A 26,747-nucleotide genomic window follows, 5' to 3' on the forward strand; every position below is an offset into this window, starting at 1 on the left:
ACATCATCAACAGGATATAATAGCCATGAGCCAACGCGATGAGCCGCTTACCCTGCTAGGAGACCTGACCCCGGCTGAATTTATGGCCGAATACTGGCAACAGAAGCCGCTGCTTATTCGCGGCGCTTTTCCCGATATGCTCAGCCCGCTGGACCCGGATGAGCTTGCCGGGCTTGCCTGCGAGGAAGGCATAGAGGCGCGCCTGGTGGAAGAAAATGGCCCTGATGGCCCGTGGCAGGTTTCTCATGGCCCCTTTGATGACGCCACCTTTGAACGTTTGCCCGAGGAGAAATGGAGCCTGCTGGTGCAGGCCGTTGACCACTATGTGCCTTCGGTCGCGGCCCTGATGGATGAGTTTGATTTCCTGCCCCGCTGGCGTCTGGATGACATCATGATCAGCTATGCCCCTCCCGGTGGCAGCGTCGGCCCGCATATTGACCAGTATGATGTGTTCCTGCTGCAAACCAGCGGCCAGCGCCGCTGGCAGCTAGGCGGCATGACCGCCGACGCTGCGCCTATCATCCCCGGTATTGATCTGCGCATTCTCAAGGATTTCGAGATTGAAGCCGGCTCTGACTGGGTGCTGGAGCCTGGTGACATGCTGTACTTACCGCCGGGCTGGGCGCACCACGGGGTCAGCCAGACGGATGACTGCATGACAGTCTCCGTCGGTTTTCGCGCGCCTTCCGCCGATGAAGCCGTTACCTCCTATGCGGACTACCTGGGCGAGCAGCTGCTGCCCTCCCAGCGCTATAGCGATGCTGGCATGGCACCGGCCGACGATGCCAGTGAGATTGACGATGCCGCACTGGAGCGCATGCGCCAGCTGATTCTTGAAACCCTGGATAACCCGACTCAACTCAGCCAGTGGTTTGGCCGTGTGATGACCCAGCCCAAATACGTTGATCAGCTGGTGCCGCATGACCCGCCCCTGAGCGTGCCTGAGCTTGTTGCTGCGCTACAGGGTGATTCACCTCTCTATCATGCCCCAGGCTCTCGCCTGGCCTGGCGCGCTGATGGCGATACCGTCACCATGTTTGCCGATGGCGATGGTTACCCCTGCAGCCCCGAGCTGGCCCAGCGCCTGGCCGACCCGAGACCCATTCATGCAGATGTTCTGAGCCTGGCAGGCGCCGATGCCTTGCTGACCCAACTGGTGAATGTCGGCAGCCTCTACTGGCCCCAGGAGGACGACGACGAGTGACCCTGACCATTGAAACCGGGCGCTGGGAAGCGCTCGGGTCACACGCCGCACCGATCCGGCGCCTTGTCTTTGTTATCGAGCAGCAGGTGCCGGAAGAAGAAGAATGGGATGGCATGGACACCCATAGCACCCATTTTATTGCCTGGCAGGACGCGGATGGCGATCAACCCAGCCCCATCGGCACGGCGCGCCTGCTACCGGATGGCCATATCGGTCGGGTGGCGGTGCTGAAAGAGCAACGCGGACTGGGGGTAGGCGTTGCCTTGATGCAGGCCGCCATTGACGCTGCTCGCCAGCAGGGCCACGCCAGGGTCGTGCTCAGCGCCCAGTTGCATGCCTTGGCATTCTATGAACATCTCGGCTTTGTCGCCTACGGCGACACCTTCATGGATGCCGGCATTCCTCATCGCGAGATGGTGCTCACCCTATAGAACGCATAACGCCCTGCTTTCGTAACCGCTGAACCAGGCCTCAGGTATTGGCAGGTGTTGTTAATGATGCTGCTTCCTGTGTTCGCTGTCTGGCGAGCGCTGCAGTTCTCATGCATCGAAGGCATCCAGAGGTTCCTGCGCTTCTTTATCCAGCCGTGATTGGACTGCATGTCCTGGTATTGGATGAGCAATCGAGTAACTTTACCTCCCTCTGGAAATATCACTACACGGCTGCACCTTTAATGGCAGCCGTGTAGTCAAGCTACAACCCTGTCTGCCCCCAAGGAGCAATTGTTGCAGTGCATTGATTGGGCGATAGTGTCTACAACGCCGCATCACTGAAAGGCATTAGATCAAACAACGCAGATTTAGACCTTTGGATAAGCGACGTTTGACTAAAAGACACCAGCCGCCAAATCAATGATGCTAGACGCAATCTCGCAGGTGCAGCATTAGCTATTACGTATCTGCGAACGGTAAACACGACACTGAGGGATAGCAAATGACCGGTCTACTCGACGAAATCAAGGCACTCAAGCAATTGCGCGATGAGCAAGGCAGCAAGTGGGACAACATCACGGCGGAACACGCCGCCCGCATGCGCGTTCAGAACCGTTTTCATACCGGCCTGGATATCGCTCGCTACACTGCCAAGATCATGCGTGAAGATATGGCGGCCTACGATGCAGACAGCTCAAAGTACACCCAGTCACTTGGCTGCTGGCATGGCTTTATCGGTCAGCAGAAGCTGATCTCGATCAAGAAGCACTTCGGCACCACCAAGCGCAGCTACCTCTACCTCTCTGGCTGGATGGTTGCCGCTCTGCGCTCCGAGTTCGGCCCGCTGCCAGACCAGTCCATGCACGAGAAAACCTCTGTCGCTGATCTGATCGAAGAGCTCTATACTTTCCTTAAGCAAGCGGATGCCTGGGAACTGAACCACCTGTTCCGTGCTCTGGATGAAGCCCAGCAAGCCGGTGATGAAGTCAAAAAGCGTGACCTGATCAAGCAGATCGACAGCCACGAAACCCATGTCGTGCCGATCATTACCGATATTGATGCCGGTTTCGGTAACGCAGAAGCCACCTACCTGCTGGCCAAGAAGTTCATTGAAGCCGGCGCCTGCTGTATCCAGCTGGAAAATCAGGTATCCGACGAGAAGCAGTGCGGTCACCAGGACGGTAAGGTGACCGTTCCTCACGAAGACTTTATCGCCAAGATCAATGCCGTACGTTATGCCTTCCTTGAGCTGGGCGTTGAAGATGGCGTAATCGTTGCGCGTACTGACTCCCTCGGCGCTGGCCTGACCCAGAAGATTGCTGTTACCAATGAACCGGGTGACCTGGGCGATCAGTACAACAGCTATCTCGACGGTGACTTCATTGATTCTCCTGAAGAGATCAACAACGGCGACGTGGTTATCAAGTCAGAAGGCAAGCTGAAAAAGGTCAAGCGTCTGGCCTCCGGCCTTTACCAGTTCAAGCCGGGCACCGGCGAAGACCGTGTGGTGCTGGACTGTATCACCAGCCTGCAGAACGGCGCTGATCTTTTGTGGATCGAGACCGAGAAGCCTCACGTTGGCCAGATTGCTGGCATGGTTAACCGCATTCGTGAAGTTTGCCCGGATGCCAAGCTGGTCTACAACAACTCTCCGTCGTTCAACTGGACACTCAACTTCCGCCAGCAGGTGTTTGATGCCTGGCAGGAAGAAGGCAAGGACGTCTCTGCCTACGAGCGCGACAAGCTGATGAGCGAAGAGTACGACAACACCGAGCTTGGCCAGCTGGCTGACGAGTGGACGCGTAACTTCCAGCGTGATGGCGCTCGCGAAGCGGGTATCTTCCACCACCTGATCACCCTGCCGACCTACCACACGGCGGCGCTGTCTACCGACAACCTGGCCAAGGGCTACTTTGGCGACGAAGGCATGCTGGCCTATGTAGCCGGCGTTCAGCGTCAGGAAATCCGTCAGGGCATCGCTACGGTCCGTCACCAGGATATGGCCGGCTCCAATATCGGTGATGATCACAAGGAATTCTTCCACGGTGATGCAGCGCTGAAAGCAGGCGGTAAAGATAACACCATGAATCAGTTCGGCTAATCGCTGATTAGACGAGGCGCTCATCGCGCCAACGTTATTCATGAACGTTGAGGAGGCTCCCTGGAGCCTCCTTTTTTGTGTAGCTTTTATTTATAGGTCTTATTGTCGAAAGTTCCTGCTAATCATATACAATTGCACTATATTACTGGTTATATGCGGTACTTAGTGCTTTTCAGCATAGAAAAGACAGTCACATACACTAATAAAGCCTGCAGAAACCCTCTTTTCAAACCTCTTCGAAAGCAGCCGCCCAATGCACAAACAGCAAGACACCTCAAGCGATGACGTCATACTGCATCACTTCGACAAGGCGTTGGTCTGGGACGGCTTCAAACAGCTGGTTCCCCTGTCCCTCTTTGTGATTGCCTTTGGTGCTGCTTTTGGACTGGCTGCGGCTCAGGCGGGCGTCGATGGCAATATGGCGATTGCCATGAGCACCCTGGTATTTGCAGGCACCTCGCAGTTTGCAGCACTGGATCTGTGGGCCGCTGAAATTCCGCTGTTTACGCTGGTGATCACTGTCTTTGCCATTAATGCCCGCCACCTGCTGATGGGGGCTACCTTGTACCCTTGGCTGCATCACCTCCCCAAAAGCAAGCGCTATGGTGTCATGCTGGTAGCGTCAGATGCCAACTGGGCCATGTCAATGCAGGCGTTCAGCCGAGAAAAACCGGGCTTTGGCATCCTGCTCGGTGGTGGTCTTGCCCTGTGGTTTTTCTGGGTGATCGGTACCTGGCTGGGGATCTATTTTGGCAATGTTGTCAGCGACCCCAAACGCTTCGGGCTGGATATGGTGATGGGTTGCTTTCTGCTGACCATGGTGGTCAATGGTGAAAAAAACCTGCGCATGCTGTTTATCTGGTCAGTCGCGGCGATTGCCTCGCTTCTGGCGTATCGTTTTCTACCTGAGAACAGCCACATTGTGGCAGGTGCCTTTGCCGGCGGCCTGGCAGGCCTGACTTGGGGGTATCAAACTGATGCTCGTTGAAACCACTGGCACCGGCACCCTACTGATTATCCTGATCATGGCCGTCGTCACTCTGGTAACCCGCTGGGGCGGCGTCTATATCATGTCATTCATTCCGATTGGCTATCGGGTCAAACAGTTTATTCATGCCATGTCAGGGTCTGTTCTCGTGGCCATACTCGCCCCCATGGCCGTCAATGGCGATAACGGCGCACGCCTTGCCCTGCTGACTACCGCTGTAACGGTATTGGTGCTCAAAAAACCTTTACCCGCTATTTTTGCCGGCATCCTGGTCGCTGCCCTGTCCAGGCAGTTTTAAGCGAGGGACCATCAACACCCAAAAATGGGGATGGCGAGTCATGATTGTGCTGGTGTTATGCTAGGGCCTGTTGACGTTTCATCACGGCCGCGACATAGGTCCTTTTGGTGCAGAACAAGGCGTGAGGAGCGTGGTTGGGTGGCACCCAATCAGTGACGAACAATGCAGGGCTGTGCCAAAAGGGTCCTGTCCCTTCGGGTTGCGCGCCAAAGAACGCCATGCGGCGTTGCGTCACTCGGTAAGGGCACCACCATTGCCGTCGTGTCGCGCCTTGCCTGACGTCCTTTGGCGCAGCAACGCGGTTCGCGATGAAACGTCAACAGGCCCTAGGGTCTGTATTCAGCATAGCCATCTCATTTCCGAGAAAATTTTCGAACACTGTTCTATAATTTCGGTCTGAAATAGCACCTATCGCCGGGATTGCGGTCATAGGCATATGTCAGGCGGTCTCGTTGACACTCATAAACAGTTAAACGGATTTATCCATCGGAGGCTTTAATGAAACGTATTCTTCCTATAGCGGCACTCAGCCTGTTAAGCCTGGCAGGTTGTGCCAACACCTCTCAATTCTCGGGTGACGTCTATCGTGGCGATGACGCCAAAACAGCCCAAAGCGTTAAGTACGGCACTGTCGTGGCCATTCGTCAGGTACAGATTCAGGCAGACAGCCGCACAGGCAACCTGATTGGCGGCGGCGGCGGCGCTGTTATCGGCGGACTTCTGGGTAACCAGATAGGCGGAGGCAGCGGTCAGGAAATTGCGACGGCCATTGGTGCCATCGGGGGTGCTCTGGCAGGGACAGCGGCTGAGGATGCTGCGAATCGTATTAATGCCTGGGAAATGGAAATCCGCACTGACTCCGGTGAAGACCTGGTGGTTGTTCAGCGCGCAGACCGCCAGTTTGAACCTGGCCAGCGCGTACGCCTGATTGGCAGCGGTCGCAACCTTAGCGTGGCCCCCTACTAGATGTCAGACTCAATGCCTGAACTGCCACTGCTAAGTGACTGGTAAACGAAAACCGGTATGGCGAACCATACCGGTTTTTTTATACTGACTGCGGGTCTACAACGAACGTCCAGCTTATTAATGAGCCGCTTTTCCGGCCGCCCAGCTGGCCAGCTTGATCACCACCAGGGCAATGATGCCGATCAGAATGCTCACCAGCAGAATATCTACCGGACGCACCAAGGTTGTGGCCCCGAGCACTGCCAGCGCGACTACCCACACCAGTCGATTTTCACCGTGGGTCTTGAGAACTTCAGGCAACATCTTGTCCAGGCTATCGCTGAAACCGTTTTCCCAACGCTTGTGGGTGAAATAACCAATCAACACGAATGCAATCACCCAAATCAGAAAAACCGTCATTACAAGCTCCATAAGGTAGTAAAGGGATGGGTTACAAATCTCCCGCTAGAGTAGCCTTGCGCACGGTATCACGCAATACCGCCAACGTTTAAATGGAAGGCGAAAATCGCTTCTCCCCCCTGACAAACCCCCTTTTGCCGCGTTACCATATAAGAACATGCACTCACCGAAAGGTTATTAAATGCAAATTGCGCAAAACTCGGTTGTCGCTTTCCACTATACCCTGACCAACGACGCAGGTGAGGTGCTTGACAGTTCCGAAGGCCGCGAACCGCTGACGTATCTGCACGGCGCTGGCAACATCATTCCCGGCCTGGAAAAAGAACTCGAAGGTCGTGGTGCAGGTGAAAAGCTGGTCGTCAAGGTAGCTCCAGAAGAAGGCTATGGCGAAGTTCAGGAACAGCTGATGCAGGAAGTGCCGCGCGATGCGTTCCAGGGCGTCGAGAGCGTTGAGCCCGGCATGCAGTTCCAGGCTCAGACTCAAGGCGGCCCTCTGATGGTCACCGTCAAGACAGTTGAAGGCGACACCGTCGTCGTCGATGGCAACCACCCGCTGGCGGGTCAGCATCTTAACTTTGATGTTGAAATCGCTACCGTGCGTGAAGCCAGCGAAGAAGAAGTCGAGCACGGCCATGTACATGGAGAAGGCGGCGTAGAGCACTGATTCTACTGTTGTCGAAATATATCGCCTGGCATTCATTGCCAAGCGACCAGAAAGCGGCCTTTGGAGGCCGCTTTTTTATTTCTCACACCTGAGAGCGCTCCATTTGCCACATGCGGAGGGCGATAAGCAGTGTGATCGTCAGCAATAACCATGAGCCAATGGCGATACCCAGCCAACCTGCCCATTGCCAGAAGGGCTCCAACCAGAACCCGCCAAGGCTGGCCCCAACATAATAAAAAACCAGGTACAACGCAGACGCGCTACCTCGTGCCCCCTGAGCGTATCGCCCCACCCAGCCCGACGCCAGGGAGTGAGCAAGAAAAAAGCCAAAGGCATTGATTGTGAGTCCCACAATAATCAGCGGTAGTGATTCAAACAGGGTGACAGCAGTGCCCGTCATCAGAATTACAACGCCCATGACAATACAGCGCGCAGGAGAAAAACGGCTGGCCAGTCGCCCAGACAGTGCAGACCCCAGGGTTCCCCCCAGATAGGTCAGAAAAATCAGCCCCAGGCTGGTGGCCGCCAGTTGATAAGGGGCGTCGGATAAACGGAAGGTGACGTAGCTGTACTGATTGATAAAAATCAGAAAATTGATACCGCCCAGAGCGTAGGCAGTTATAAGAACGGGTGATCGCAGGTGACCGAAAAGCCCTTGCAGTGCTGTCCGCAAATGAAAAGAGTGAGTACGAAAAGCACGGCTTGGGGGCAGCAGACGCCAAAACAGCACAGCGCCTATAAGCGTCATCAGGCCCACCGTCATGAATGCCGCACTGGCACCGCCCCACTGAGCTACACTGCCGCCAATCACACGCCCGCTGATTCCCCCCAGCGAGTTGGCGCCAATATATAGCCCAACAGCGCTGAGTAAGGCTGGCCGATCAAACTCATCACCCATCCAGGCAATCGCCACGGCAGGCAGGCCACCAAGGAAGAAGCCCTGCACAAAGCGCAGCACCAAAAGGGTTTCAATGTCAGGAGCAAAAGCCAGCAACAGAGAACAAAGACCTGCAATGCACAGGGTGTAGCCCATGATGCGCGCTCTACCGATGGCATCTGATAACGGCCCAAATACCAAAAGCGATAGCGCCAGCGACAGGGTAGCAATCGACATTACCAGACTGACGCCCAGTGTCGAGATACCATAGGCTTGACGTAATTCAGGAAGTAGCGGCTGAGGAACGTATAGATTGATGAAAACAACAAACGAGCCAAGGCAAAGAGCAGCCGTTGCACGCCACCAAGCGGCTGTTCTGGCTTCAATCATACCCTCCCCTCAACGCTAGAGTGAATCATTCAGCCCAGCCAGATGGGTAGGTTCAAGCGTGCGGCGAGACTGCCAGTAATAACGTTGCCAATAATGGTTATCCAGGCGAGAAATCATCACCCCTTTTGATGATGAGGCATGCATGAAGCGACCATCGCCGATGTATATACCGGCATGCCGAAGCGCCCCGGGTGGGTTGAAGAAGACCAGATCGCCGGGTTGAAGCTCGCTTTGATCAACCCGGCTCCCCTGCTTGACCTGTTGGCGGGTAGTACGCGGCAGTTGCAGATTGAAGGTGTCACGGTATACGTTCTGGATTAATGCCGAGCAGTCAATGCCGCGCTCGTTGGTTCCACCCAGCCGGTAAGGTGTGCCGACCCAGCGTTGGTGCTGAGCCAGCAGGGCCCGCCGCACAGCAGTATTCCGGGAAGTCGTACCAAAATCCTGCCAGGCAGCCGAAGAATCCGCGGGCGACATCAACACTTCATGACTGCCGGGCATATCCGGTAGCGACATGGCAAAATAGTTGTCCGGTGCAGCGATGCTCGCCTGCTTGGAAGAGCTGGCACAGCCCGATACAAGCAGCATTGTGCTCGCCAGACACACCCCCTTTAAGACTTTATTACCAGCCATCGGCAAACTGTTTTGCGTGGCATTGCTTTCCCCATGGGGAAACTTAGTGAACGCTACCATGCGCCTTTGTCCTCTCATCCAACCGCGGTTTTTCACTGGCGGTGCATTTCTGATCTTGTATACACAGGACTATAAGCGAAAACACCTCATATTGGCGAATAAAGCAGCCATTCAATGAGCCCTCGTTAATGCAAGGTACGTTGATCACCCGGCAAGGTGTCTATGTGTAGTGGTGCAAAATGGCGCGGCTTATTGCCGGGAAAATCCAGGCTTGCCCAGGGCCCTGCCAATAGAGGAGCAGCGCACAGCCAGGCGGTCAGGGCCTGGCGCAGACCGGCCAGAAAACTGTCGCGCTCGGGGGTATCCCCCATAAAGAAAGAGAATCCGGCGTACAGCCCCTCGGCGTAGGTCTGCCAACTGCTGTAGTGTTGGCTTGCCAAACCATACGCCTGATCCAGCAGGTGATGAAACTCTGCCAACGTCAGCCAGTCCAGTTGCCGTCCGGCAATTGCCAGGTCAACTACCTGAGCAATATCCCAGGCGGTCATATCCATCTTGTTGCAGCCATCTTCATCGTCGCGCACGCGCTGAAGGCGGAGCAGGTGCTGAAGTTCTTCCGGGCCACACTGCCCGGATTCCAGAATGGCAATCTCGGCATCCAGGCGCCCAGGGTTGAGCGTATAGGGCGCGTAATTGACCTGATAGTCCTGACGGTCGCCGGAGTCCAGCATAAAGCGGATAAATTCCTTCAACTCAGCGGCGTTCTGTAACTGATAGTGGTTCTCGACCCAAGCGAGAATTTCACGCTGCTCGCGCTCACTTTCCGGATACGGCTCTCCCCAGGCGGCGCTATTCAGCGGTCCGGCAAGCGCCATGGCCGTAAAGTAACTCAAGGCCGGCCTTACGCCCGGTTCACGCCAGGTTCCGGCTTGCCAGTCGAGCCAGTTGAACAGGCTGCCCGGGTCATCAAGATGCCAGGCAATTTCATGCACCAGTGACTGGCTGTCGGTATCCGGCAGACACTGTTCCCAGGCCAACCAGGCCCGGAGCAGGCTGTGGGCATCAGGATAAAAACGGCACAGGCTGCTTTTCAGCGCCACGACATAATCCAATAGCGCGTCCTGATCAAACAGCTGGCTATCCAATGCCATATGCAGGTAAAAGGCGAATTTTTCGGCCATATGAATCGTCGCCGAATGGCGACTGATCAATTTCAGCGCATCACGCTGTTCCTGCCATTGGGGGTCAGCTTCACCAAACACACTGTGCAGTGCTGGCCGGATACCATGATAGGCGTCGGCAGCCAGCTGATTAAGGTGGTGCGCCTGGGCGGGCAACCAGTAACGGGCCATGGCTCCGGCCCCTTCATCCGCATGCAGCCCCAGGGTATCCTGCAGAAAATGCGCCACTTCCATACGCCTGGCTTCAGGCAACATCAGGGCTACGCCACCCTGGCGCAGCATCAACTCAGGCTCACGCACGCCGGCCAGAGCCAACAACCAGTGGTAGGCACTCTCACGCCATCGCCTTAGCGTCTTGCGAGACGCATCACGTACCTCGCTATTCAACAGACTCTGCAGAGGCTCAGCCCACGGGCTATGGGGAGATACCAACAGCTCCTGCTCATTGGCCGAGCAGCCAAGGTCGCGGCGATCCTCACCTTCAAACAGGCTCAAACCACGCACGAAGGCACTTAACAGTTCTGTCCAGTCCGCGTAGCGCTGACACAAGAGATCAACCGAATGGGCTGCAACATGATCGGCATCCTGCTGGGTAAGGTAACCACAGCACGCACCCGCCCAAGCAAGCTCGGCCATGCGCAGCCAGTCCCAGGCGGCCCAGTCCAGCGGTTCTTGCTGGGCTATATACGTTGACAGCAGACGTGCATGCGGCGCTTCCTGATGCTCATCCAGCCAGGCGGCATGCTCGGCATCATTCAGCGTTTTCAACAAACCGGCCTCAACGTCCCAACGCTGGCGTTCCCCCTGGGCACTCAACCACAGTAGCGTTGTCATCAGGGAGTCGTGGTCCTTGATATCCCAGGCCTTATGCAGCCACTCTGCCGCGTCCGGCCAGGCATTGCCGCTGCCCGGATACTCGGTGACCGGCCTGAGCAGCGCGCAGACACGCCAGCAACGAGCCGCTGAAGCCTGTGGCCAGTGTTGAAATGCTGGATTCATCTTCCGGGGCATCAGCAATGACACCCTGAGGTTATTGCATCGACCAAGAATCACCTCGTCTTGCTTCAGGGGTGGCCTGGCACCATTATTTTTCAGCGCCAGCTCATTAGGGCCGCGTAGTGTAACCCAGGTGACTTCAGCCAGCCCACGCCAATAGCAAAAACATCTCCGCCCGGTATGACCGGGCGGAAATAGCAGGCGGTGTTAGCGAGCTGGGTGTTTTCAATCTGACTGCTTGACCTTGCTGATTATCCACAGCAATACCACAGCACCCACAATTGCGGTGACCAGAGAACCAATAAAGCCACCCGCTTTCAGTCCGAGCAAGCCAAACAGGAAACCGCCCAGCACGCCTCCAACAATGCCAACACCGATGTTGCCCAGAATGCCGAAGCCGCCTCCACGCATAATATTGCCAGCAATCCAGCCTGCCAGCCCCCCGATAATCAACCATGCAATCAAGCCCATATCAGACTCCAAGTCCTATCATTTGTGTGGAATTTTACCTGTATCATTCGCATGTTCTACCATAGCATATCCTCCGATAATATCGGCCGACCACACAGGAGCACGATAACTGATGATTCCCGATTCGCTTCGCCATTTGATTCAGGCTACCCAAGGCCAACAGACGGTTATCTGGCAGGAGCGTGAGCTGGTGCTTTTCAACCAGCCCTGGGGTGAGCTTGCCATTGCCTTGCAGGGTGGGCAGGTAGTCCACTTTCAACCGGCCGATGATACCGTGCCCTGGCTATGGATGACGCCCAACCCCCAGGCACTTCCCGGAGCACTGCGCGGCGGCATTCCCTTATGCTGGCCGTGGTTTGGCGACGAGCGCTATGCCGATGAAAGTGACGACCGCAGTGGCCCCTTCCATGGGCTGGCCCGCCATGCGTTGTGGAACCTTGAGGCGGTTGACGAGCATGAAGAAGGTATTGAAGCCCATCTTTCACCCCAAGACCGGCTGCATAGCCAGCTTAATGTGCGCGTGGTGATCCAGGCCAACGCCCAGCGCCTGCACGTTGAGCTGATCAGCGAGAACTGCGGCACAGCACCGGTCAAGATCAGTGCCGCCCTGCACAGCTATCTGGCGGTTGACCAGGTTCAGCATTGCCGCCTGGAAGGGCTGGCCGGTGCGCGCTATCTCGACAAGCGGCGTGGTTTCGCCGAAGACGAGCAGCAAGGCACCCTGGCGATTCGCGGCCCTATCGACCGTATCTACCACAGCAACGCAGCGGTCATTCTTGATGACGGCAGCCGTCAACTGCGGATTGCCAAACACGACAGCGATTCGACCGTGATCTGGCATCCAGGCGACGCATTGCCAGCGGATACCCCGGCAGAGGCCGCTGGACGCTTTTTATGCGTGGAAGCGGCCAACACCCGGCTCGACCCGGTCTGGCTGGTGCCAGATGCCCAGCACATGCTGGGTACCACCATCAGCCGCGCCTGACACTGGCTGCTCAAATCCGCAGGCGTTACATCATCCTGATCTTTGATCCCTTTTAGCCAACAAGGAACGCTTATCCATGAACCCTCAGTACTGGCTTGAAGCCGCGACGCTGGTTTTCAATCTGCTCGGCATGGTGGTTTGCCTGGTTGGGCTGACGCTCGCGCAGAAAATGACCCGCCGCTGGCCCGGCTATGTCATTGCCGTGATAGGTTTTCAGATTGCGACCCTGCCGATGTTTTACCAGTTGGTGCAGATGCTACGCCAAAGTGGCGCATAGCGGCGTCTTCCAGAGGAGCCACGCCTGATGCCATCCCCCTTTAACCGCGAACGCCTGGGGCGGGAACTGACCAACCTGATGGAACGTACCCGTGATCGGCAGCTCAGGCTGGCCGTTACCGGCCTTTCCCAGGCGGGAAAAACCGCTTTTCTGACGTCTCTGGTCAACCAGCTGCGCCATGCCGGGCTTGAGGCGCAACTCGACCTCTTGCCAGCGGCACGCGAGGGCCGCTTGCTCGGCGCCCAACGCTTGTCCCAGCCGGATCTGGGCGTTCCACGCTTTCCTTACGATGCCGCCCTCGATGCGCTCAACGCCAAACCGCCGCGCTGGCCAGAACCGACGCGCGGAATCAGCGAGTTGCGCCTGCAGTTACGCTATCGCCCTGCCCAGCGCGGCTGGTTAGCCCCGGAGTTCAACCACCTGACCCTGGACCTGTTTGACTACCCGGGTGAATGGCTGCTCGACCTGCCCATGCTGGCCCATGACTTCGACAGCTGGTGCCAGGCCCAGACCCAGCATAGCGGCGTGCATCGTCAGGCGTTGTTCAGCGCCTGGCAAGCCCGAGTCGAGCAGCTTGACCCCGCCGCTGAGGCGGATGAAGCCCAGCTCGCCGACCTGGCAGCGGCCTACGCTGATGGTCTGAAACAGGCCAAACAGGCCGGTTTTTCAGACCTGCAGCCTGGGCGCTTCCTGTTACCCGGGGAACTTGAAGGGGCGCCGGTACTGCAGTTCTTTCCTTTACCGGCTATCGGGCTATCGACCGAGCAGCGCCAGGCGCTGCCTGAAACCAGCGTCTATGCCACCCTGGCCAAACGATTCCGTTATTATCAGCAGCATATCGTCAAACCCTTCTATCGTGACCATTTCCGCCGCTTTGACCGTCAGATTGTGCTGGTCGATGTTCTCGGGGCGCTGAACGCCGGCCCCGAACGGTTTGAAGATCTGTCTCGGGCGCTGCAGCAGCTGATGCACAGCTTTGACTACGGCCAGCGCAGCCTGCTGACCCGGCTGTTTTCGCCGCGCATTGACCGCCTCGCCATTGCCGCCACCAAGGCAGACCATGTCACGCCTGATCAACACAGTAATCTGGTCCGCCTGCTTGAAGCGCTACTGGCCGAGCCGCTCAAAGATCTGCGCTTTGCCGACATTCCGGTCAAGGCGCTGTCGCTGGCGGCGATCCGGGCCACCCAGGCCCGCGAGGTCAATCAGCAGGGCCAGCGCCTGGCCGCCCTCTACGGCACCACCCTGCAAGGTGAAGACGTGCTAATTTACCCAGGCGATGTGCCGGCGCGCCTGCCAGAAGAGCGCTTCTGGCAGCAGCAGGGCTTCGACTTTCCGCATTTTCGCCCCATGGGCTCATCTGATCAGGCTCTTGCCCATATCCGCATGGATGCCGCCCTTGACTGGTTACTGGGAGACAAACTCGCATGACCGACCCTCAGACAGAGAACAGTAACGCACCCCAGCCTCGTCCGCGGCGTCACTTTTCGCTTGATGACGCACAGGCCGACAGCGCGAAGCGCCCGAACAGTGACACTGAAGATACCCTGCGCGGCACCCGTCGCTTTGATGCACACACCGCCCACCAACCGCTGGAAACCACACCGTCAGACCACAAGGCGTTACCTGAAGAAACCCTGTCTGCGCCGCGCAAACGCCGCTGGGGGCTGATCTTTTCCCTGGCAGGAGTGGCCGCGTTAGGGAGTGCCGAATTGGTATCGGGCATTCCCGTTGCCTTTGAACAGGCACGCTGGCTGGATGCTGCCTGGCATCTCTTCGGCCTGGGGCTTATTGGATTTGGCGCTGTTTCACTTCTGCGAGAATTAACGCGCCTCAAACGCCTTAAACGCCATGACACACTACGTGAAGCATTGGCGGAACTTCCCCAGCGCTCCCCCCGTCAGGCCATGCAACAGGCCGATACCCTGCGACGCCAGCTGAAGCTCAGTGATGACGACCCGCACTGGCAAGCCTTTCAACATGCCAGCCAGCCGCATCACAGCAGCGCAGACATCATGACCCTGCTCGATTACCACCTGCTGGCCCCACGCGATCGGGAAGCCCAGCGGCTGATTTCGCGCATGTCCGGGGAAACCGCCATCATGGTAGCCGTCAGCCCGCTGACACTGGTGGATATGGCGCTGGTCGCCTGGCGCAGCCTGGCAATGATCAACCGCCTCTGCCGACTGTATGGACTGGAGCTGAGTTTTATCAGCCGTCTGAAACTGTTTCGCAGCGTGCTCTACCAGATGGCCTTCGCCGGTGCCAGCGAACTTGCCACCGATGCCGGTATGGACATGCTGTCTCTGGATGTGGCCGGGCGCCTTTCCGCACGTGCCAGCCAGGGCCTGGCCACCGGCCTGCTGAGCGCCCGGCTGGGGCTGAGAGCCCAGCGGCTGTGCCGACCGCTGGCCTTCACTCCCGAACAGCAACCGCGAATGACAGACCTGCGCCAGGATCTATGGCGCCAGATCCGCCGCCTCGATACCCAGCGCAACGCCCAATCGGAGGATTAGAGTCTGTTGCCGTTTACTCACGCCTTGCTCTGCAACAACTCTGTACCAAAAAGGGCCTCTGTCGCGACCGCGATGAAACATCAACGGCCTCCTGTAACTTAAAGCGTTTTGTCAGCCACTGAGCAACACCCGCATCGCTGTGATGGCCGATGCGCCGAGCACCAGTAACGCGCTGAAACAGCGCCGGGTGGGCATTGGCCATCACCTGGGCTTCACCGGCCAGGTTGAGCATCTCGATATCATTAAGGTTGTCGCCAAATGCCAGGCAATCCGCGGCAGCCAGGCCCAACTTTTCCAGCAGGGCAGACAGGGCAACGCCCTTATTGACGCCGCCGGCCATGATTTCCAGGGCATTGGAGGTGGAGTAGGTAATATGTAGCCCCTGCCCATGCGCTTGATAGGCCTGGCTTTCCAGTTCGGCCAGCGCCGCGGGGTCCCCCAGATACAGCACCTTGCCCACCCCATCAGCGTCCATTTTTTCTGGTGGCACTACCTGATAGGTAAAACCGGTGGTGGCATGAATTGAGAGCAGATGCGGTGCGGGTGCATCCACATGCCAGCCACTTTCCCGGTACAGGCTCAGCCGCACCTCGGGTGGGCGGGGCAGCTGAATCAGCGTTTGCGCATGATCGGGCTGAAGATAGCTGGCATTCAACAGTTGGCCTGCAGGGTCATGGGTATAGGCGCCGTTGGTGCTGATAAGATGAATGGGAATATCCAGCTGATCGCGGAACACCCGCATGTCATGGTAATGGCGGCCGGATGCCAAGGCGATGTGGTGACCTTGTTCGGCCAGCAAACGCAACACCTTGATGGTGCTTGCATGCAAGCGGTGGTGAGTGTCCAACAGGGTTCCGTCCAGGTCGGAAACAATCAGCTGCACTGCCATTACACCCTCCTCGTTTGATATTCAGCAGACACGCCTGCACTTTCAGCAGCTTAACCGATTCACATGGGCGACGCTAAGATATTGATGCTCAACAAACGATCAGCATCTGTGAGCCGGGTGATTGGCCTGGCGCACGGGAATCCGTATAGTGTGACCCCTACCCTTGCCAACTGATTGACCTCATGCTGCAAAATAATTCGGTACTTGCCCAACTCAAGCAACAGATTCGTGACACCACCCCGCGCGCAGAAGGCGTGATCAAGGCCACTGAAAAAGGCTTTGGCTTTCTGGAAACCGACGCAGGTGAATCCTATTTCGTCCCACCGCCCGCCATGAAGCAGGTCCTGCATGGCGATCGCATTGAAGCCGTTATTCATGAAAATGGCGACAAGCAGTCTGTCGAACCGGAAAAACTGCTTGAAGCCGGGCTCGACCGTTTTATTGCCCGCGTCCAAAAACGTGAGGGACGTTTGGCGGTGGTGCCCGATCACCCGTCTATTCGCAATGTACTCAAGGCCCGCATCAAGAACAGCCTGGATGAAGCCAGCATCGCAGACGGCGACTGGGTGGTTGCCCGCCTGGTTCGCCATCCGCTGAAAGAGAACGACCGGGGCTTTTTTGCCCAGATTGATGAACTGGTGGCCAAGTCAGATGACCCGGCCGTGCCATGGCGGGTAACCCTTGCCCGCCATGCACTGGAACAGGAATGCCCGGATGCGGGCACCGACTGGCCGCTGCTGGACGAAGGACTGAACCGCGAAGATCTGACTGCCTGGCCGTTTTTTACCATTGATGGTGAGAAGACCCGGGATATGGATGACGCCCTGCATGTCGAAACCCTGGAAAGCGGCGGCTGGCGCCTGAGCGTAGCCATTGCCGACCCGACCGCTTACGTCGAAGAAGGCCATGCGGCTGATCTCGAAGCACGTACCCGCGCCTTTACCGTCTACCTGCCGGGTCAGAATGTCACCATGCTGCCTGAACAGCTGGCCGATGACCTCTGCTCGCTGTGGGAAGGTCAAAAGCGTCCTGCCCTGGCCTGCACTCTGGATATTAACGCCGATGGAAGCCTCGGCGAATATCGCTTCTTTGCGGCTAACGTCATGTCACACGCCAAGCTGGCCTATGACCGTGTCTCCGACTGGATTGAAGGCCAGGGGTACTGGGCGCCGGCGGACAACATCGCCGAACAGCTCACGGCGTTGCAGGCACTGACCGAAGCACGCACCGCCTGGCGTAACGAGCATGCCCTGGTGTTCAAGGATCGTCCGGATTACGTCTTCGACCTGGACGATGCAGGCAACGTGCTGGGAATTCGCACCGAAGAGCGCCGCATCGCCAACCGCATGATCGAGGAATCGATGATCGTGGCCAACGCCTGCTGCGCTGATTATCTGGCCCAGCATATCGGCCACGGCATCTTTAATGTCCACCGTGCCTTTGAGCCTGATAAAGCCGAAGCCGCCCAGGAGTTTCTGGCCGGGCAGGAGATTGAGGTTGCCCGTGAAGCGCTGCTTGAACTGGCCCACTACAAGGATCTCAAACGGGCGCTGGAAAGCCGTGAAGACGCCTGGCTGGACGCGCGTCTGCGGCGCTTCCAGGGCTTTACCAGCATGTCAGCCCAGCCTGGGCCGCACTTTGGCCTGGGCCTGAATGCCTATGCCACCTGGACGTCACCGATTCGCAAATACGGTGATATGGTCAACCATCGCCTGATCAAGCGTATCCTCAAGGGTGAACAGGCCCCAGCAGAAGCCAGCCAGCAGCTCACCGAGCAGCTCACCGAGCGCCGCCGTCTGAACCGCATGGCTGAGCGCGACGTCAAGGACTGGCTGTATGTACGCTACCTGACCCCGGCGGCAGAGAATCAGCAAGCCTTTGACGCCGAAGTGATGGCCATCAACCGGGGGGGCATGCGGGTACGCCTGCTGGAAAATGGCGCCACCGCCTTTGTGCCCGCCCCCCTGATGCACAGTGACCGCACCAAGGTAGTGATCGACGACAAGGAAGGCCGCATTCAGATTGAAGGCGAAGAACGCTTCAAACTGGGCGACAGCCTACGCGTGGCGCTGACCGAAGCCCGTGAGGAAACCCGCTCACTGGTGGCTCGCCCGGTTGTCTAGCCTCACTGTCTGGAGACAACGGCAGGTACTCCGCAAACGGCGCTTTTCAGCGCCGTTTTTATTGCCTGCACAAAAAAGAGCACCCTGGGGTGCTCTTTTTACATTTTACAAGCCACTGCAAGGCAGCGTCTTACCAACCGGTGACTTCTTTCAAGGCGTCGCCGATTTCAGCCAGAGAACGTACGGTCTTGACACCGGCGTCTTCCAGGGCAGCAAACTTCTCATCAGCGGTACCTTTACCGCCTGAGATGATAGCGCCTGCGTGGCCCATACGCTTACCGGGAGGGGCTGTCACACCGGCAATATAGGACACCACGGGCTTGGAAACGTTGGCCTTGACGAAGGCAGCCGCTTCTTCTTCGGCGGTGCCGCCGATTTCGCCGATCATCACGATGGCTTCTGTCTTCGGATCGTTCTCGAACATTTCGAGAATATCGATGAAGTTGGAGCCCGGAATCGGGTCACCACCGATACCGACACAGGTCGACTGGCCGAAACCGTGATCCGTGGTCTGCTTGACGGCTTCATAGGTCAGGGTGCCTGAACGCGATACGATACCGACCTTGCCCGGCTGATGAATGTGACCCGGCATGATGCCGATCTTGCATTCACCCGGGGTAATGACACCCGGGCAGTTCGGGCCAATCAGGCGTACGCCAAGCTCGTCGCACTTCACCTTGGCTTCCAGCATATCCAGCGTGGCAATACCTTCGGTAATGCACACGATCAGCTTGATACCCGCATTGGCCGCTTCAAGGATGGAATCCTTGCAGAAAGGGGCCGGTACATAGATAACGCTGGCTTCCGCGCCGGTTTTCTCGACCGCGTCTTTCACGGTATTGAAAACGGGCAGGCCGAGGTGCTCCTGGCCGCCTTTGCCCGGCGTCACACCGCCGACCATCTGCGTGCCATAGGCAATCGCCTGTTCGGAGTGGAACGTGCCCTGGCCACCGGTGAAACCCTGGCAGATGACCTTGGTGTTCTTGTCGATCAGGATGCTCATTACTTGCCCTCCGCCGCTTTAACGACCTGCTGAGCCGCGTCGGTCAGACTGGTAGCCGCGATGATGTTGAGACCACTGGACGCGAGTTTTTCCGCACCCAGTTCGGCGTTGTTACCTTCCAGACGTACGACCACCGGTACGTTAACACCGACTTGCTCAACGGCACCGATAATGCCTTCAGCAATCATGTCGCAACGTACGATGCCGCCAAAGATGTTGACCAGCACGGCATTGACGTTGTCGTCAGACAGGATGATCTTGAACGCTTCTGCAACGCGTTCCTTGGTAGCACCACCACCCACGTCGAGGAAGTTGGCCGGCTTGCCACCGTTAAGGTTGACGATATCCATGGTACCCATGGCAAGGCCTGCGCCATTGACCATGCATCCGATGTTACCGTCGAGCGCTACGTAGTTCAGCTCCCACTTGGCAGCATCCGCTTCACGCTCGTCTTCCTGGGACGGGTCACGCATGGCCTGCAGGTCCGGATGACGGTAAAGCGCATTGCTGTCGAGGCCCAGTTTGGCGTCGAGGCAGTGCAGGTTACCTTCATCGGTAATGACCAGCGGGTTGATTTCCAGAAGCGCCAGATCTTTCTCGTGGAACAGCTTGGACAGCCCCAGGAAAATCTTGGTGAACTGCTTGACCTGATCACCGCTAAGACCCAGCGCAAAGGCCAGTTCACGGGCCTGATAAGGCTGTGCACCCACCAGCGGATCAATCTCGGCCTTGAGAATCTTCTCAGGTGTTTCTTCCGCAACGGTCTCGATTTCAACACCGCCCTCGGTCGATGCCATAAAGACAACGCGACGGGTCGTACGGTCGACCACCGCACCCAGATACAGCTCATCGGCGATATCCGTGCAGGTCTCAACCAGGATCTTGGCCACTGGCTGACCGTTTTCGTCTGTCTGATAGGTCACCAGGTTCTTGCCAAGCCAATGCTCGGCGAAGGTCTTGGCTTCAGCGGGATCCTTGATCAGTTTAACCCCGCCCGCCTTTCCACGACCGCCTGCGTGAACCTGAGCCTTGACGACCCACATATCACCGCCGATTTTTTTACACGCTTCTTCGGCTTCTTCTGGCGTATCCACGGCAAAGCCCTTGGATACAGGTAAACCATAATCGGCAAACAACTGCTTGCCCTGATACTCGTGAAGATTCATCGATTCATGCCATTGGTTGCATGTGACTCGAACGATGGCAAACGTCAGTGATTACCATCCCCGTGCTTGCGGTTCCTGCCGGCGAGGTAACAGACCGGCATGGCCGAAAGCGTTGCGCCACCTTACGGTGGCGCTTTCTTATAGGTTAGCCGGCTTATTTACGCTTCTTGCGGTTGGCCATATGGATAGCATGGCCATCAACGGCAAGCGCTGCCTCGTGCACGGCTTCCGACATGGTCGGGTGGGCATAGCAGGTCAGGGCCAGATCTTCGGCGCTGGAACCAAACTCCATGGCAATTACCCCCTGAGCAATCATTTCACCGGCGTGCTGGCCGACGATGTGCATGCCCAGGATACGATCCGTTTCAGCGTCCGCAATGACCTTGGCGGTTCCTTCCGTTGCGTTATTGGCCATGGCACGACCGCTGGCGGCAAACGGGAAGGCGCCAACTTTTACGTCAATGCCCTTGGCCTTGGCTTCCTGCTCGGTAATACCCACCCAGGCCACTTCCGGGAAGGTATACACCACATTCGGAATGGTGTCGTAGTTCATCTCGGCTTTATGGCCAGCAATGATGTCTGCCACCATAATGCCTTCTTCGGATGCCTTGTGTGCCAGCATGGGGCCACGCACACAGTCCCCAACCGCGTAAACGCCAGGCAGGTTGGTACGGCACTGGTCATCAACAAAGATAAAGCCGCGCTCATCCAGCTCAATGCTGACACCATCAGCAATCACGCCCTTGGTATAGGGGCGACGACCCACGCAGACGATCAGCTTGTCAAACGTTGTTTCCTGCTCGCCGTTGGCATCGGTGTATTTCACCACCACTTCATCGCCCTTGACTTCAGAGCCAGTCACCCGGGCATTCAGCTTGATATCCAGACCCTGCTTCTTGAGGATCTTCTGGGTTTCCTTGGCGATGGAGGCGTCTACCATTGGCAGGAAATCATCCATGGCTTCAAGCATGGTGACCTCTGAACCCAGGCGGTTCCAGACACTACCCAGCTCCAGGCCGATGATGCCCGCACCAATCACGCCCAGACGCTTGGGCGTTTCCTGAAACTCCAGTGCCCCGGTCGAATCAACCACCATGCCTTCAACCAGCGGGGTCGGTGGAATTTCAATCGGTACCGAACCCGCCGCGATGATGATGTTATCGGCATCATACATCGTGGTCTTGCCATCATGCCCGGTGACCTCAACCTGCTTGCCCGAAGCCACTTTACCCGCGCCTTCGATAGAAGTAACACCATTGGCCTTGAACAGGCCGGAAATACCGCCGGTCAGGTTCTTAACAATCTTGTCCTTGTGCGACATCATCTTCGTGACGTCCATGGAGACATCAGGTGCCTGAATGCCCAATTCGTCAAAGTCATGCTTTGCTTCGACGAACTTGTGTGAGGCTTCGAGCAGCGCCTTGGAAGGGATGCAGCCAACGTTGAGACAGGTACCACCGTGAACAACATTACCTTCCTTGCCAACCCATTTTTCGACACAGGCCGTCTTGAGACCGAGCTGAGCTGCACGAATAGCGGCCACATACCCACCGGGGCCGGCACCGATTACGATCACATCAAACTTATCAGCCATGTTGGCTCCTTTAGCTTGGTTGCCTCCCCCCGTATGGGGCGGGAGGCGAAGTGCAATTGAACGTGAATGCGTGTTCGTTTGTGGCGAGACTTACACGTCCAGCAACAAGCGTGCAGGGTCTTCCAGAAGTTCCTTGATGGTCACCAGAAACTGGACGGCATCCTTACCGTCGATCATGCGGTGATCGTAGGAAACCGCCAGATACATCATCGGGCGAATCTCCACTTTGCCGTTCACTGCCATCGGGCGATCCTGAATCTTGTGCATCCCCAGAATCGCGGTCTGCGGCGGATTGATGATCGGCGTCGACATCAATGAACCAAAGGTACCGCCGTTGGTGATAGTGAAGGTGCCACCCATCATATCATCCATGCCCAGCTTGCCTTCGCGGCCACGCTTGCCGAAATCAGCAATGTTACGCTCGACATCGGCAATTTTCATGCTGTCAGTGTCTCTCAGAACCGGCACAACCAGTCCACGATCGGTGGACACCGCCACGCCTATATCCTGGTAACCGTGGTAGACAATATCGGTGCCGTCAATAGAGGCATTGACGTCAGGAAAACGCTTGAGCGCTTCTGAAGCGGCTTTTACAAAGAAACCCATAAAGCCCAGCTTGATATCATGGGCCTTCAGGAAAGTATCCTTGTATTGAGCACGCAGGGCCATGATCTCGGTCATGTCCACTTCGTTATAAGTGGTCAACATGGCCGCCGTCTGCTGGGCCTGAACGAGACGCTTGGCGATCGTCTGGCGCAGACGGCTCATGGGTACCCGCTTCTCGGGGCGCTCACCGTCATCAACCGCAGGCATGGCCGGTTTGGCGGATGCTGACGGGGCAGGTTTGGCCGCTTTCTTGGCAGAGCCATCCTTGACCGCTTTCTGCACGTCTTCTTTCAGTATACGGCCGCCCTTGCCGGTGCCGGCAATCTTGCTGACATCCAGGTCATGCTCAGCCACCATCTTACGGGCCGCTGGCGCCAGAATCTTGTCACCCACCTGTTCATCCGAGCTTTCATCACTGCCAGCAGCACTCGCAGGTGAAGGTGCAGCAGCCTGATCCCCAGCGTCACCACCAGCGCCCTCAACAAACAGCCCGAGCACAGCTTCTGATTCTACCTGGCTGCCTTCTTCTGCCTTGATTTCGCTCAGGGCGCCATCAGCCGGCGCGACCACTTCCAGAACGACCTTGTCAGTTTCGATTTCAGCCAGAACATCATCACGCTTGACCGCTTCACCCACCTGCCTGGTCCAGCTGGCCACCGTTCCTTCCTGAATGGACTCAGGGAAGGTCGGTGCCTTGACCTCATGGGTCTTGCCGCCTGACGCGCCAGACGTGGCCGGTGCACTTGATGTGTCCTGCTTTTCTTCAGCACCTTTATCAGCATCCGCATTGCTGGATGCCTGCCTGGCGCCCCCCTCACCCAGGGTGCCCAACACCTGCTCGGATGCAACGGTATCACCTTCTTCAACCATGACATCGCTCAGTGTGCCGGCTTCCGGTGCCACCACTTCCAGGACGACCTTGTCGGTTTCAATTTCAACAACCAGTTCGTCTCGTTCGACGCTATCGCCCGGCTTCTTATGCCATGCTGCCACCGTGCCTTCGGCAACAGACTCTGGAAAGGTTGGCGCTTTGATCTCAGTAGCCATTTCGTTTCCCTTTTAATTTCTTTGAACCCGGTGGGCGCTTATTCGTTAAAGGCGTCTTCCACCAGCTGGCGTTGCTGTTCAGTGTGAACGGACATATAGCCTGCCGCGGGTGCAGCAGATGCGGGACGTCCGGCAAATTTCAGTCTGCCCCCCAGACCTTCCTTGAGCATCTCAGCAACAGCACGCATATGGTGCTGGCTGGAATACCAGGCCCCCTGGTTGAGTGGCTCTTCCTGGCACCAGACAATATCTTCAATCCCCGCATACACCTGAAGCGCTGCCAGCAGCTCTTCTTTCGGGAACGGATACAGCTGTTCCAGACGCATAATAGCCGTATCCTGGCGTTCGTTTTCACTGCGCCAGGCCGCCAGATCATAGTAGACCTTGCCAGAACACAGGATGACACGCTTGACCTTCTCGGCATCCAGACCCGCCTGATCGGGCAAGACCATCTGGAACTTGCCTTTTGCCAGATCTTCAAGACTGGACGTGGCTTCCTTATGGCGCAGCAACGATTTCGGCGACATGACGACCAGTGGCTTACGCAGTGGGCGAATCACCTGACGGCGTAGCAGATGGAAGATCTGTGCCGGCGTGGTCGGAACACACACCTGCATGTTGTGCTCGGCACACATTTGCAGGAAGCGCTCCAGGCGTGCCGAAGAGTGTTCCGGCCCCTGGCCTTCGTAGCCGTGTGGAAGCAACATGGTCAACCCACACAGGCGGCCCCACTTGGTCTCACCTGAAGAAATGAACTGGTCGACCACGACCTGAGCGCCGTTGAAGAAATCACCAAACTGCGCTTCCCAGATCACCAGATCGTTAGGCGCTGTGGTGGCATACCCATACTCGAAGGCCAGCACGGCTTCCTCAGACAGATAGGAGTCATGGATGGTAAACGCTGGCTGCCCTTCTGCCATATTCTGCAATGGCACATAGGTGTTGCCATCTTTCTGGTTATGAACCACGGCGTGACGGTGTGAGAAAGTGCCCCGCCCGACATCCTGACCGGTAATACGCACCGGGTGCCCCTGATCCAGCAAGGTGGCATAGGCCAGTGTTTCCGCAAAGCCCCAGTTGAGCGCCAGACCACCGGCCTGCATCTTGCGGCGATCCTGGTAGATCTTGGCCACCTGACGCTGAACATCAATGCCATCCGGAATATCACACATCTTGGCGGCAAGACGCTGCAGACGCTTCATATCGAAAGACGTATCGGCGTTACCACTCCATTCATGACCGATATAGGGCGCCCAGTCCACAAACAGCGATGTATTGGGCTCCTGCACCAGAGCATTAGCAACGTGATTGCCTGCCATCAGGTCTTCACGGTACTTTTCCATCATCGCCTTGGTGTCATCCTCAGTGACCACACCCTCCTTGATCAGACGCTCGACATAGACGCTGCGAGAAGACGGATGATCCTTGATCTTGGAATACATCATCGGCTGGGTGCCGGAAGGCTCATCGGCTTCGTTATGACCCCGGCGGCGATAGCAGACAAGGTCAATCACCACGTCCTTCTTGAACTGATGACGGTAGTCGAGTGCGACCTGAGTCGCATGCAGGACTGCATCCGGATCATCGCCGTTAACATGGAAAATCGGCGATTGCACCATCTTGGCAATATCGGTGCAGTACTCTGTCGAACGCGCATCCAGCGGATGGGAAGTAGTAAAGCCCACCTGGTTATTGATGACGATGTGGACGGTACCGCCCGTCTTGTAGGCGCGGGTCTGGGACATCTGGAATGTCTCCATCACCACACCCTGGCCAGCGAAGGCAGCATCGCCATGCACACTGATTGGCAGGACTTTCTCGCCGCTTGGATCATTACGGCGATCCTGACGGGCACGCACCGAGCCTTCCACGACAGGTGAAACAATTTCAAGGTGTGACGGGTTAAACGACAGCGCCAGATGAACTTCGCCGCCCGGCGACATCACATTGGAACTGAAACCCTGGTGATATTTGACATCACCCGAGCCACGCTCGATGACCTTCTTGCCGTCGAATTCATCAATCAGATCGGCAGGATTCTTGCCCAGGATATTGACCAGCAGGTTAAGACGGCCACGGTGGGCCATGCCGATGACGACCTCTTTGGTGCCGTATCCGCCGGCTCGCTGAATCAGCTCATCCACCATGGGAATGAAAGACTCACCGCCCTCCAGACCAAAACGTTTGGTACCCGGGTACTTCGAGGCCAGATAGCTTTCCAGCCCTTCGGCGGCCGTCAGACGTTCCAGCACATGCTTGCGCGTTTCCTCACTGAAAGCCGGAGCGCTACGCACCGACTCAAAGCGGCGCTGCAACCAGCGTTTTTCCTCGGTGTCGACAATGTGCATGATCTCGCAGCCTATTGAGCGGCAGTAGGTGCGCTCAAGAGCGTCTACGATGTCGCGCAACGGGGCTTTGTCGATACCCAGAAAAAAGGAACCTGTCTGAAACTCGACGTCCAGATCAGCTTTGGAAAGCTGGTGGAAGGAAAGATCAAGATCGGGGACGGGGGTGGGATTTCGCAGTCCTAGCGGGTCAATATTGGCCTTCTGATGGCCCCGGAAGCGATAGGCGTTGATCAGCTGCAGGACTTTAACCTGCTTCTTGTTCTCACCGTTATCGGTTGCCGCAGCAACACGACCCGGACGCGTCTCGCGGCCGAGCTGGTAGAACTGATCACGTATCGGGCTTAGGGGTACATCGTGGGAGGCACTGCCCTCGGGGCGAGGGAGCGAATCAAAATAATCGCGCCACTCGTCAGGGACAGCATTGGGATCGTCGAGGTACTGCTCGTAAAGCGCTTCCACGTAGTGAACATTGCCGCCACTTACGTGCGAAGAACGCCACATCAACTCCATTATGCCTTGTTGCATCTCTCGGTCACCCTGCACTGATGGGGTGGTATCGGTGCCGCCACACCATGCGACGACAACGCTATAGCC

Annotated in this window: 23 protein-coding genes; 12 read left to right on the forward strand and 11 right to left on the reverse strand. The window is 57.1% G+C overall.

Annotated elements, in window-relative coordinates:
• Positions 1–25: 25 nt before the first annotated feature.
• The 6 genes from LL947_RS09525 to LL947_RS09550 all read left to right on the forward strand — a co-directional run bounded on the left by LL947_RS09525 (position 26) and on the right by LL947_RS09550 (position 5,988).
• Complete coding sequence (locus LL947_RS09525) at positions 26–1,204, forward strand: JmjC domain-containing protein (RefSeq protein WP_499833043.1); 1,179 nt, start codon at positions 26–28, stop codon at positions 1,202–1,204.
• Positions 1,201–1,635 carry a GNAT family N-acetyltransferase gene (locus tag LL947_RS09530; RefSeq protein ID WP_499833044.1) on the forward strand — a complete coding sequence of 145 codons (435 nt, stop codon included), beginning with the start codon at positions 1,201–1,203 and terminating at the stop codon, positions 1,633–1,635. Before LL947_RS09525 ends, LL947_RS09530 begins: the two co-directional genes overlap by 4 nt.
• 502 nt (positions 1,636–2,137) lie before the next feature.
• Positions 2,138–3,736 carry an isocitrate lyase gene (locus LL947_RS09535; RefSeq protein WP_499833045.1) on the forward strand — a complete coding sequence of 533 codons (1,599 nt, stop codon included), beginning with the start codon at positions 2,138–2,140 and terminating at the stop codon, positions 3,734–3,736.
• Positions 3,737–3,989: 253 nt separating this feature from the next.
• Entirely contained in the window at positions 3,990–4,724 is a 735-nt protein-coding gene (locus tag LL947_RS09540) for an AzlC family ABC transporter permease (protein WP_499833046.1), read from the forward strand.
• On the forward strand, positions 4,714–5,022 hold the full coding sequence (locus LL947_RS09545; protein WP_290823042.1) for an AzlD family protein: 309 nt from the start codon (positions 4,714–4,716) through the stop codon (positions 5,020–5,022). Before LL947_RS09540 ends, LL947_RS09545 begins: the two co-directional genes overlap by 11 nt.
• Before the next feature lie 498 nt (positions 5,023–5,520).
• A complete protein-coding gene (locus LL947_RS09550; RefSeq protein ID WP_290823043.1) occupies positions 5,521–5,988 on the forward strand; it encodes an outer membrane lipoprotein in 468 nt (155 codons plus the stop codon).
• 117 nt (positions 5,989–6,105) lie between these two features.
• On the opposite strand, the gene LL947_RS09555 is transcribed toward LL947_RS09550, so the two are convergent.
• Entirely contained in the window at positions 6,106–6,387 is a 282-nt protein-coding gene (locus LL947_RS09555; RefSeq protein ID WP_499833047.1) for a hypothetical protein, read from the reverse strand.
• 181 nt (positions 6,388–6,568) lie between these two features.
• Between LL947_RS09555 and LL947_RS09560 the strand changes: the two genes are divergently transcribed.
• Positions 6,569–7,051, forward strand: a complete 483-nt coding sequence (locus LL947_RS09560) for an FKBP-type peptidyl-prolyl cis-trans isomerase (RefSeq protein WP_290823045.1) — start codon at positions 6,569–6,571, stop codon at positions 7,049–7,051.
• Between the two features lie 82 nt (positions 7,052–7,133).
• On the opposite strand, the gene LL947_RS09565 is transcribed toward LL947_RS09560, so the two are convergent.
• The 4 genes from LL947_RS09565 to LL947_RS09580 form a co-directional block, all read right to left on the reverse strand.
• The gene (locus tag LL947_RS09565) at positions 7,134–8,318 is read right to left on the reverse strand and encodes an MFS transporter (RefSeq protein ID WP_499833048.1); all 1,185 of its coding nucleotides are present in this window, start codon (positions 8,316–8,318) and stop codon (positions 7,134–7,136) included.
• Between the two features lie 15 nt (positions 8,319–8,333).
• Complete coding sequence (locus LL947_RS09570; protein ID WP_290823047.1) at positions 8,334–8,906, reverse strand: C40 family peptidase; 573 nt, start codon at positions 8,904–8,906, stop codon at positions 8,334–8,336.
• 230 nt (positions 8,907–9,136) lie between these two features.
• The gene (locus tag LL947_RS09575; protein WP_499833049.1) at positions 9,137–11,143 is read right to left on the reverse strand and encodes a DUF1266 domain-containing protein; all 2,007 of its coding nucleotides are present in this window, start codon (positions 11,141–11,143) and stop codon (positions 9,137–9,139) included.
• Positions 11,144–11,353: 210 nt separating this feature from the next.
• Positions 11,354–11,599, reverse strand: a complete 246-nt coding sequence (locus LL947_RS09580) for a GlsB/YeaQ/YmgE family stress response membrane protein (RefSeq protein ID WP_290823049.1) — start codon at positions 11,597–11,599, stop codon at positions 11,354–11,356.
• 112 nt (positions 11,600–11,711) lie between these two features.
• Between LL947_RS09580 and LL947_RS09585 the strand changes: the two genes are divergently transcribed.
• From LL947_RS09585 to LL947_RS09600, 4 genes are all read left to right on the forward strand, one after another.
• Positions 11,712–12,584 carry a D-hexose-6-phosphate mutarotase gene (locus LL947_RS09585; protein WP_499833050.1) on the forward strand — a complete coding sequence of 291 codons (873 nt, stop codon included), beginning with the start codon at positions 11,712–11,714 and terminating at the stop codon, positions 12,582–12,584.
• 76 nt (positions 12,585–12,660) lie between these two features.
• Positions 12,661–12,861, forward strand: a complete 201-nt coding sequence (locus tag LL947_RS09590) for a hypothetical protein (RefSeq protein ID WP_171701272.1) — start codon at positions 12,661–12,663, stop codon at positions 12,859–12,861.
• Between the two features lie 27 nt (positions 12,862–12,888).
• Positions 12,889–14,292, forward strand: coding sequence for a YcjX family GTP-binding protein (locus LL947_RS09595; protein WP_404413548.1), 1,404 nt, complete (start codon positions 12,889–12,891; stop codon positions 14,290–14,292).
• Positions 14,289–15,377, forward strand: coding sequence for a YcjF family protein (locus LL947_RS09600; protein WP_499833051.1), 1,089 nt, complete (start codon positions 14,289–14,291; stop codon positions 15,375–15,377). The genes LL947_RS09595 and LL947_RS09600 overlap by 4 nt, the downstream gene beginning before the upstream one ends.
• 13 nt (positions 15,378–15,390) lie before the next feature.
• Here the strand turns inward: LL947_RS09600 and LL947_RS09605 are convergent, their stop codons facing one another.
• Positions 15,391–16,266, reverse strand: a complete 876-nt coding sequence (locus tag LL947_RS09605) for an HAD family hydrolase (protein ID WP_499833052.1) — start codon at positions 16,264–16,266, stop codon at positions 15,391–15,393.
• Positions 16,267–16,448: 182 nt separating this feature from the next.
• On the opposite strand from LL947_RS09605, the gene LL947_RS09610 reads away from it, so the two are divergent.
• Positions 16,449–18,389 carry an exoribonuclease II gene (locus tag LL947_RS09610; protein WP_499833053.1) on the forward strand — a complete coding sequence of 647 codons (1,941 nt, stop codon included), beginning with the start codon at positions 16,449–16,451 and terminating at the stop codon, positions 18,387–18,389.
• Between the two features lie 130 nt (positions 18,390–18,519).
• Here the strand turns inward: LL947_RS09610 and sucD are convergent, their stop codons facing one another.
• From sucD to LL947_RS09635, 5 genes are all read right to left on the reverse strand, one after another.
• Positions 18,520–19,392 (reverse strand): succinate--CoA ligase subunit alpha, encoded by an 873-nt coding sequence (gene sucD / locus LL947_RS09615; RefSeq protein ID WP_404413555.1) that lies wholly within the window; start codon positions 19,390–19,392, stop codon positions 18,520–18,522.
• Complete coding sequence (gene sucC / locus LL947_RS09620; RefSeq protein WP_404413557.1) at positions 19,392–20,558, reverse strand: ADP-forming succinate--CoA ligase subunit beta; 1,167 nt, start codon at positions 20,556–20,558, stop codon at positions 19,392–19,394. The genes sucD and sucC overlap by 1 nt, the downstream gene beginning before the upstream one ends.
• A gap of 154 nt (positions 20,559–20,712) precedes the next feature.
• Entirely contained in the window at positions 20,713–22,152 is a 1,440-nt protein-coding gene (gene lpdA / locus LL947_RS09625; RefSeq protein WP_404413559.1) for a dihydrolipoyl dehydrogenase, read from the reverse strand.
• 90 nt (positions 22,153–22,242) lie between these two features.
• The gene (odhB, locus tag LL947_RS09630; RefSeq protein ID WP_499833054.1) at positions 22,243–23,805 is read right to left on the reverse strand and encodes a 2-oxoglutarate dehydrogenase complex dihydrolipoyllysine-residue succinyltransferase; all 1,563 of its coding nucleotides are present in this window, start codon (positions 23,803–23,805) and stop codon (positions 22,243–22,245) included.
• Between the two features lie 38 nt (positions 23,806–23,843).
• The gene (locus LL947_RS09635; RefSeq protein ID WP_404413562.1) at positions 23,844–26,678 is read right to left on the reverse strand and encodes a 2-oxoglutarate dehydrogenase E1 component; all 2,835 of its coding nucleotides are present in this window, start codon (positions 26,676–26,678) and stop codon (positions 23,844–23,846) included.
• Between the last annotated feature and the right edge of the window lie 69 nt (positions 26,679–26,747).

Origin of the sequence: Halomonas sp. BLK-85 (assembly GCF_044792155.1) — a bacterium.
Classification (GTDB): domain Bacteria; phylum Pseudomonadota; class Gammaproteobacteria; order Pseudomonadales; family Halomonadaceae; genus Vreelandella.

Coding starts and splice junctions, on each gene's coding strand:
- LL947_RS09595 (WP_404413548.1), top strand. CDS start 12,889: ATGCCATCCCCCTTTAACCGCGAACGCCTGGGGCGGGAACTGACCAAC.
- LL947_RS09590 (WP_171701272.1), top strand. CDS start 12,661: ATGAACCCTCAGTACTGGCTTGAAGCCGCGACGCTGGTTTTCAATCTG.
- LL947_RS09600 (WP_499833051.1), top strand. CDS start 14,289: ATGACCGACCCTCAGACAGAGAACAGTAACGCACCCCAGCCTCGTCCG.
- LL947_RS09610 (WP_499833053.1), top strand. CDS start 16,449: ATGCTGCAAAATAATTCGGTACTTGCCCAACTCAAGCAACAGATTCGT.
- LL947_RS09550 (WP_290823043.1), top strand. CDS start 5,521: ATGAAACGTATTCTTCCTATAGCGGCACTCAGCCTGTTAAGCCTGGCA.
- LL947_RS09555 (WP_499833047.1), bottom strand. CDS start 6,387: ATGACGGTTTTTCTGATTTGGGTGATTGCATTCGTGTTGATTGGTTAT.
- LL947_RS09635 (WP_404413562.1), bottom strand. CDS start 26,678: ATGCAACAAGGCATAATGGAGTTGATGTGGCGTTCTTCGCACGTAAGT.
- sucD (WP_404413555.1), bottom strand. CDS start 19,392: ATGAGCATCCTGATCGACAAGAACACCAAGGTCATCTGCCAGGGTTTC.
- LL947_RS09560 (WP_290823045.1), top strand. CDS start 6,569: ATGCAAATTGCGCAAAACTCGGTTGTCGCTTTCCACTATACCCTGACC.
- sucC (WP_404413557.1), bottom strand. CDS start 20,558: ATGAATCTTCACGAGTATCAGGGCAAGCAGTTGTTTGCCGATTATGGT.
- LL947_RS09545 (WP_290823042.1), top strand. CDS start 4,714: ATGCTCGTTGAAACCACTGGCACCGGCACCCTACTGATTATCCTGATC.
- LL947_RS09570 (WP_290823047.1), bottom strand. CDS start 8,906: ATGCTGCTTGTATCGGGCTGTGCCAGCTCTTCCAAGCAGGCGAGCATC.
- LL947_RS09565 (WP_499833048.1), bottom strand. CDS start 8,318: ATGATTGAAGCCAGAACAGCCGCTTGGTGGCGTGCAACGGCTGCTCTT.
- LL947_RS09540 (WP_499833046.1), top strand. CDS start 3,990: ATGCACAAACAGCAAGACACCTCAAGCGATGACGTCATACTGCATCAC.
- LL947_RS09605 (WP_499833052.1), bottom strand. CDS start 16,266: ATGGCAGTGCAGCTGATTGTTTCCGACCTGGACGGAACCCTGTTGGAC.
- LL947_RS09585 (WP_499833050.1), top strand. CDS start 11,712: ATGATTCCCGATTCGCTTCGCCATTTGATTCAGGCTACCCAAGGCCAA.
- LL947_RS09525 (WP_499833043.1), top strand. CDS start 26: ATGAGCCAACGCGATGAGCCGCTTACCCTGCTAGGAGACCTGACCCCG.
- LL947_RS09580 (WP_290823049.1), bottom strand. CDS start 11,599: ATGGGCTTGATTGCATGGTTGATTATCGGGGGGCTGGCAGGCTGGATT.
- odhB (WP_499833054.1), bottom strand. CDS start 23,805: ATGGCTACTGAGATCAAAGCGCCAACCTTTCCAGAGTCTGTTGCCGAA.
- LL947_RS09575 (WP_499833049.1), bottom strand. CDS start 11,143: ATGCCCCGGAAGATGAATCCAGCATTTCAACACTGGCCACAGGCTTCA.
- lpdA (WP_404413559.1), bottom strand. CDS start 22,152: ATGGCTGATAAGTTTGATGTGATCGTAATCGGTGCCGGCCCCGGTGGG.
- LL947_RS09535 (WP_499833045.1), top strand. CDS start 2,138: ATGACCGGTCTACTCGACGAAATCAAGGCACTCAAGCAATTGCGCGAT.